This window comes from Phenylobacterium sp. (assembly GCF_020253645.1).
In the GTDB taxonomy this organism is placed as follows: domain Bacteria; phylum Pseudomonadota; class Alphaproteobacteria; order Caulobacterales; family Caulobacteraceae; genus Phenylobacterium.
Genome location: NZ_JADCBG010000194.1, coordinates 1 through 6,725 on the forward strand (window position 1 = coordinate 1; position 6,725 = coordinate 6,725).

The following is a 6,725-nucleotide window of genomic DNA, read 5'->3' on the forward strand; positions in this document are numbered from 1 at the left end:
AGCCCCGGTAGAGCTGGCCCGAGACCACGAACTTGTGGAACTCGGCGACGATGGCCGCCTCGGAGCCATAGTCCATGGTGGCGTAGCGGTTCTCCCAGTCGCCCAGCACCCCCAGGCGCTTGAAGCCGGCCTTCTGGACCTCGATCCACTGGGCGGCGTAGGCCCGGCAGCGCTCGCGGAACTCGGCCTTGGAGACGTCCTCCTTGCGGCGGCCCTGGGCGCGCAGCTCCTCCTCGATCTTCCACTCGATGGGCAGGCCGTGGCAGTCCCACCCCGGGACGTAGTCGACGTCGTAGCCCAGGGCGAAACGCGAGCGGACCACAAAGTCCTTCAGGGTCTTCTGCAAGGCGTGGCCGATGTGGATGGCGCCGTTGGCGTAGGGCGGGCCGTCATGCAGCACGAACAGCGGCGCCCCCCGGCCCTGACGGTCGGCCCTCAGGCGCGCGTAAAGGTCCTCCCAGCGGGCCAGGATTTCCGGCTCCTTGACCGGCAGGCCGGCGCGCATGGGAAAGGGGGTGTCGGGAAGAAAGACGGTTTCGCGGTAGTCGCGCGAGGTGGGAGCGGCGTCGTCGGCCATGGGACCTTCCAGGTTGGACCGGATCAGGGAGGGGTGAGGAATTCCCGGCGCGCGCTGGAGGTCGTCCGGCGGCGTCACGCCGGGGGGGTAATTCGCGCAGGAGTCCGGACCAGGGTCATGGGGCGGGGCTATAGCAGACCGGCGGGGCGGCTGTCAGCAGGGGAGGGGGAGAGGCGGGCCGGAAGGGTGGGCTCCCCGACGCCGGGGCGGGTCCCTGCTACCCGGTCGGGAGGCGAGTTCGGGCTGGACGGGCGGCATCCTGTGTGGACTATGGTTGTGGGCGGGGAAGAAGCGTGTCTTCAGCCAGAGGCATGGAGAGGATCAATGGCTCACGATGACCACTCTCACGGCGCCCCGGACCCGCATGAGCGCCTGACGTCACGCGTGAAGGCGATCGAGTCCCTGCTTGTCGAGAAGGGGCTGCTTGATCCTGCGGCGATGGCGAAGATGATCGACATGTACGAAAGCCGCATTGGTCCGAGGAATGGGGCCAAGGCGGTCGCGCGGGCCTGGACAGACGCGGACTATCGACATCGCCTGCTTTCGGACGCTACCGCCGCACTGGCGGAACTCGGGTTCACCGGCATGCAGGGCGAGGAGGTCATCGTTGTCGAGAATACGCCGGACGTCCACAACCTGATCGTCTGCACCCTCTGCTCCTGTTATCCGTGGCCGACGCTAGGCCTTCCGCCCAACTGGTACAAATCTCCCGCCTATCGCTCACGCGCCGTCATCGACCCGCGCGGGGTGCTCAGGGAGTTCGGAGTCGAAGTGCCGGACAGTACCGAAGTCCGCGTCTGGGACAGCAATTCGGAGCTTCGATACATGGTGCTTCCGCAGCGGCCCAACGGCGCCGAGGGTCTCAGCGAAGCTGAACTCGCCGAGCTCGTGACGAGGGATTCCATGATCGGTGTCGGCTTCCCGGCGCCCGTCTCCGGCCAGGGAGCCTCGTCGTGAACGGGGTCCACGACCTCGGCGGCCGGCATGGCATGGGGCATATCGAGGCCCCGCCAGCGGAACCGGTCTTTCATGAGGATTGGGAACGTCGCGTCTTCGCCATGCACATCCTGTTGTCCGGTGCGGGCTACGCAAACGTGGATGAATTCCGCCACGCCATCGAGCGGATGCCGGCGGCCGACTACTTGCAGACGACCTACTACGAACATTGGCTCTACGCGATCGAATCGGGCTGCTTGCAGGGTCGACTACTCAGCGAAACCGAAGTCCTGACGGGAAAGCGGGACCCTGGCGCACCCCCGCCCTCGCGCTCGGCCTTTCCGGCCAAACACGTCGAAGCGATGGTCTTTGGCGGAGGGACTTACCGGAAGAAGATCGGACAGCCTCCGCGGTTTGAACCCGGGATGCGGATCCGGGCCCGCAACATTCACCCCACCGGGCATACGCGGTTGCCCCTCTACGTCCGGGGAAGGGTGGGACACATCGTCCAGCATCACGGATCATTCATCTTTCCCGACAGCAACGCCCATGGTCGTGGTCACGACCCCCAGCACATGTACGGCGTCGCCTTCACGGCGGAAGCGCTCTGGGGCGAGTCTGCGCCCAACCCGCGGGACACGATCAGGCTCGACCTTTGGGAACCCTACATCGAACTGGCGGAGGGCTGACGGTGTCTGGTGCGGCGAGTTCATCCGAAGTCCATCCCCTCCCGCTTGGAGACGGGGAGCCCGTCTTCTCCGCTCCGTGGGAAGCCACCGCCTTCGCCATTGCCGTCTCGGTCGCCGGGACTGGCGCCTTCACATGGTCGGACTGGGTCCGAACCTTCTCGGCCGAAATCGCAGCGGAGGCCCACAACGGCGCCGCCTACTATGTTCTCTGGCTGCAGGCGCTTGAGCGCATGCTCCTGGCGCATGGCCTGTTGAGCGCCGAGGAGATCGAGCGGCGGCAACGGCAGATCGAGGACAATCCGCCGCCTCACGCCCACGCGGGACAGCGCATCCCCATCGCGATCGCCTGAGCCCTGCCTGGCCGCGGCCCGAGACGACCCTCACTCCGCCGACAGGATCATCCGCGCCATGGAGGCGTCGTCGTCGATCTGGGCGGTCATCTCCTCCAGGGAGGCGAACTTGGCCTCGGGGCGGAGGAAGGCGATGAGGTCGGTCTCGATCACCTGGCCGTAGAGGTCCTCGTCGAAGTCGAAGAGCCAGACCTCCAGGCGCGGGGCGATCTCGCCGGCGACGGTGGGGTTGACGCCGATGTTGGCGACGCCGGCCCGGGTGCGGCCGTCGGCCAGGCGGGTGCGGGTGGCGTAGACGCCGAAGCGGGGGGCGACATAGTCGTCCAGCTCGACATTGGCGGTGGGATAGCCAAGGGTCCGGCCCAGCTGACGGCCCTGGCGGACCTCGCCCTCGATGGCGAAGGGCCGGCCGAGAATGGCGGCGGCCAGGTCCGGGCGGCCCTCGCGCAGGGCGTTGCGCACGTCGGTGGAGGAGAACTTGCCCTCGCTGTCGCCGTCACCAATGGCGTCCGCCACCGAGACGCCGAACCCCAGGGCCCCGCCATAGGCCTGCATGGTCGCCGGGCTGCCCGAGCGCCCCTTTCCGAAGGAGATGTCGAAGCCCACGGCCACGTGGCGGACGCCCAGGCCCTCGTGCAGGACCCGCTCGGCGAAGGCCTGGTCGGACAGCTCGCGCATCACCTCGTCGAAGGGCAGGAGGTAGAGCTGGTCCACCCCGAGCGCCTCGAGGGCCCGGGCCAGCTGATCAGGCTTCATCAGGCGAAAGGCCGGGGCGTCCGGCTGGAAGATGCGCCGGGGATGGGGGTCGAAGCTGACGACGCCGAGGGGAACGCCGAGGTCCCGGGCGGCGGCGGCGGCCAGGCCGATCACCGCCTGGTGCCCCCGGTGGACGCCGTCGAAATTGCCGAGAGCGATGCTGGCGCCCTGGTCGTCCTCCGACAGTCCCTGCCAGCCCCGGATGACGCGCATGGTCAGGCTGCGGCTCCGCGCCGGGGGGCCAGGACCACGGCCTCCCCCTCCACCACGCGCTTGCCCGCCACCTCGCAGATGGTGGAGAGGGTCACCTCGCCCCGGGCGGGATCGAGGGCCTCGACCGTGACACGGACGTCGACGACGTCGCCCAGGCGCACCGGCCGGCGGAAACGCAGGGACTGGGACAGGTAGATGGTCCCGGGCCCGGGCAGCTGCATGCCGATCACCGCCGAGATGTAGGCGCCGGAGAGCATGCCGTGGGCGATCCGGCCCTTGAACATCGTGCCCTCGGCATAGGCCTGGTCGAGGTGGACGGGGTTGGAGTCGGTGGAAACCTCGGCGAAGGCCTGAATCACGGCGTCTGTGACCGTCCGGGTCATGCCGGCGCTGTCGCCGACGGAAAGATCCTCGAAGAAACGTCCCTGCATGCGCTTACTCCCCTGCCCGGCAGACTAGCGACCTGAATCGCCGTCGCGAAGGGGCGCCGCCCAGTCGAGGCCCGCGCTGGCCCACCGCGCGCCGGCGCCGGCCTGGGCCAGGAGGTCGCGGGCGGCGGCCATGTCCAGCCCATCGGGGCCCAGAAGCTCGGCGCCATGGATGCCCCCGGCGACGAAGAGGACGTCGAGGTCCTGGGCGTTGGCGCCGCGGATGTCGGTGGGGATGCCGTCGCCGATGCACAGGATGCGCCGGCGGTCGACCGGGCGTCCGAGCCTCCGCTCGGCCTCGGCGATGCAGAGGTCGTAGACGGGGGCGTGGGGCTTGCCCGCCATGCGGACCTCCCCGCCCAGGTCGGCGTAGAGCTGGGCCAGGGCCCCGGCGCAGGGGATCAGCCGGTCGCCCCTCTGCACCACGATGTCGGGGTTGGCGCAGAGCAGGGGCAGGCGGCGAGGCAGGATGGCCTCGAAGCGTTCGCGATAGTCTTCGGCGGTCTCGGTCTCGTCGTCGTAGGGGCCGGTGACGCAGATCAGGGCGGCGTCCTCCGGTCCGGACATTTGCAGGCCGAGGCCGGCGTAGAGGGGGGCGTCTCGGTCGGGGCCGATGGCCCAGACGGGGCCGGGCGCCCGCTCGGCCAGCAGGGTGCGGGTGGCGTCGCCGGAGGTGATCATGGTGTTCCAGGCGGCGCGGGGTACGCCCAGGGCGTCCAGCTGGGGAACCACGTCGGCGGCGGGGCGTGGGGCGTTGGAGATCAGGATGACCGGCCCGCGGCTCTCCGCGAAGGCGGCCAGCGCCCGGCAGGCGGAAGCGAAGCTCTCCCGGCCGTTGTGGATGACGCCCCAGACGTCGGACAGGACCACGTCATAGCGGTCGGCGATCTCGTCCAGGCCCTGGATTGGCTCGGGAAGGCTCATGACCCGGGGCGGTAGCCGCCCCGGTCCCGCGGGTCAACCGGCCAGTCGGCGCGGACCTCTGTTCAGGCGCGTTCGCCGGCCCGGCGGCGCAGGGGCGCCTGGAGGTAGTCGGCGGGCGGATCCGTCTCGGCCAGGATGGCGCCGCGGATGGCCCGGGGCTCGCCGAAGAGGTGGCCCTGGCCATAGGCGATGTCGAGTTCGAGGACGTCGACGGCCTGGCGCTCGTCTTCGACCTTCTCGGCGATGATGTCGACGCCGTAGCGGCGGGCGAGGGCGGCGAAATCCTGGGCCGCCAGGTCCGGCACGGCGCGGAACACCGGCCCATCGCCGCTCTCGACGATCTCGTCCTGCAGGGACTGGGCGTCGATCTTGAGGAAGCGGATGTCGCTGCGGGCCAGTTCCTGTAAGTCCATGTCCAGCCGCCGCACCTTGTCGAGGCTGAACCGGAAGCCCAGCTCGGCCAGCCGGCTCATGTTGCGGACGACCAGGGAGGTGCGGTTGTCATACGCGGACTGGCCGATCTCGAAGATCACCGAGCCGGAGAGGTCGCGGTTGGCGCCCATCAGCTCGAGGAACTGAGGAAAGAAGCCTTCGTCGGACAGGGAGCTGATCGAGATGTTGCAGAAGATTCCGACCTTCCGGTCGGTCTGGGCCAGACGCCGGACGATCTGGACGCACCGGAAAAGGAGCAGGTTGTCCACCGCCGCCACAAGGCCCTCCGGCTCGGCGACGGTGAGGAACTCGGCGGGCATCAGGACGCGGCCGGTCTCGTCCCGCAGCCGGCTGTAGCTCTCGTAGAAGACGGTGCGCCTCTGCGGCAGGCTCACGACAGGCTGCAGGTAGAGATCCACCCGGCCGCTGACCAGGGCCTCGCGCACGGTCTGGAGACGTTCGCGCCAGCCGGGACGCGCCCCCTCGCCGGGGCGTCCGCCCGGTCCATCGGCCAGGCGCTCGTCAAGGCGTTCGCTCATGCGCTGGACAAGGTCTTCCAGCAGCTGGACCTCGGTGCTGAGCTGCTCGGACCGACGCTGGGCGTCGAGGGCCACCGTTTCGAGAACCTCGGCCACCCGGGAATCGATCTGCTCGATCTGGCCGACCAGGAGGCGATGGGCGTGGCGAAGGGTCTCGATCTCCTTGCGCAGCGCCGATTGGCCGAGCACGCCGGTGATCAAACCGTGGAAGGTGAAGCAGAGCCCCAGCCCCCCGGCAAGCGCCGCCACGCCGGCGCCCCAGCCTCCGCCGTTGCGCCAGATCAGGACCGCAAAGATCAGCGAGAGGCTGAAATAGCTCGCGGTCAGCAGCGGCAGAATGAGGCGTCTCATGGTCCCGCCCGTCCCCGAATCACTCCGGAGTTTCGGTTAACCATGATGGGGTGTCCAACGGAAAAGCCACGCCCTGTCAGGGGGTTCCTTGCAATCGCCCCCAGGTTGTCACCACCCGGCAGGCCGGTCAGCGGGTGGGGACGGGCGTTTCGCCGCGATAGTCATAGAAGCCGCGGCCAGTCTTGCGGCCCAGCCAGCCGGCCTCGACATACTTGGTCAGCAGGGGACAGGGCCGGTACTTGGAATCGGCGAGGCCCTCGTAGAGGACGTTCATGATCGACAGGACGGTGTCGAGGCCGATGAAGTCGCCCAGTTCGAGCGGTCCCATCGGGTGGTTCGCGCCCAGCTTCATGGCCGTGTCGATGGCCTCCACCGTGCCGACGCCCTCGTAGAGGGTGTAGATGGCCTCGTTGATCATCGGCACCAGGACGCGGTTGACGATGAAGGCCGGGAAGTCCTCGGCGTTGGCGGTGGTCTTGCCCAGGGAGCGAGCGGAGTTGACGGCGGTCTCGTAGGTCGGCGCGTCGGTG

9 protein-coding genes are annotated in these 6,725 nt (G+C 69.0%); 3 read left to right on the forward strand and 6 right to left on the reverse strand.

Translation table 11 applies throughout. The annotated features are described in order from the left end of the window. Positions 1-577 (reverse strand): class I tRNA ligase family protein (locus INE98_RS12770; protein ID WP_293539320.1); only part of this gene is annotated, 577 nt, incomplete at its 3' end. Positions 578-901: 324 nt separating this feature from the next. Here INE98_RS12770 and nthA point away from each other — a divergent pair. Genes nthA through INE98_RS12785 form a run of 3 tightly spaced genes read left to right on the forward strand, consistent with a single transcriptional unit; the run spans position 902 to position 2,552 of the window. Beyond that, complete coding sequence (nthA, locus tag INE98_RS12775; RefSeq protein WP_293539321.1) at positions 902-1,534, forward strand: nitrile hydratase subunit alpha; 633 nt, start codon at positions 902-904, stop codon at positions 1,532-1,534. Beyond that, complete coding sequence (gene nthB / locus INE98_RS12780; protein ID WP_293539323.1) at positions 1,531-2,202, forward strand: nitrile hydratase subunit beta; 672 nt, start codon at positions 1,531-1,533, stop codon at positions 2,200-2,202. Before nthA ends, nthB begins: the two co-directional genes overlap by 4 nt. A gap of 2 nt (positions 2,203-2,204) precedes the next feature. Next, the gene (locus INE98_RS12785; protein ID WP_293539325.1) at positions 2,205-2,552 is read left to right on the forward strand and encodes a nitrile hydratase accessory protein; all 348 of its coding nucleotides are present in this window, start codon (positions 2,205-2,207) and stop codon (positions 2,550-2,552) included. 30 nt (positions 2,553-2,582) lie between these two features. Here the strand turns inward: INE98_RS12785 and INE98_RS12790 are convergent, their stop codons facing one another. The 5 genes from INE98_RS12790 to INE98_RS12810 all read right to left on the reverse strand — a co-directional run. Next, positions 2,583-3,527, reverse strand: coding sequence for a bifunctional riboflavin kinase/FAD synthetase (locus INE98_RS12790; RefSeq protein WP_293539334.1), 945 nt, complete (start codon positions 3,525-3,527; stop codon positions 2,583-2,585). Continuing rightward, positions 3,524-3,952, reverse strand: coding sequence for a MaoC family dehydratase (locus INE98_RS12795; protein ID WP_293539327.1), 429 nt, complete (start codon positions 3,950-3,952; stop codon positions 3,524-3,526). Before INE98_RS12795 ends, INE98_RS12790 begins: the two co-directional genes overlap by 4 nt. Before the next feature lie 24 nt (positions 3,953-3,976). Then, on the reverse strand, positions 3,977-4,873 hold the full coding sequence (locus INE98_RS12800; protein WP_293539329.1) for a TIGR01459 family HAD-type hydrolase: 897 nt from the start codon (positions 4,871-4,873) through the stop codon (positions 3,977-3,979). Positions 4,874-4,935: 62 nt separating this feature from the next. Continuing rightward, a complete protein-coding gene (locus INE98_RS12805; RefSeq protein ID WP_293539330.1) occupies positions 4,936-6,195 on the reverse strand; it encodes an EAL domain-containing protein in 1,260 nt (419 codons plus the stop codon). A 127-nt stretch (positions 6,196-6,322) separates the two neighbouring features. After that, a partial coding sequence (locus tag INE98_RS12810; protein ID WP_293539332.1) for a 3-hydroxyacyl-CoA dehydrogenase family protein occupies positions 6,323-6,725 on the reverse strand: 403 nt, incomplete at its 5' end.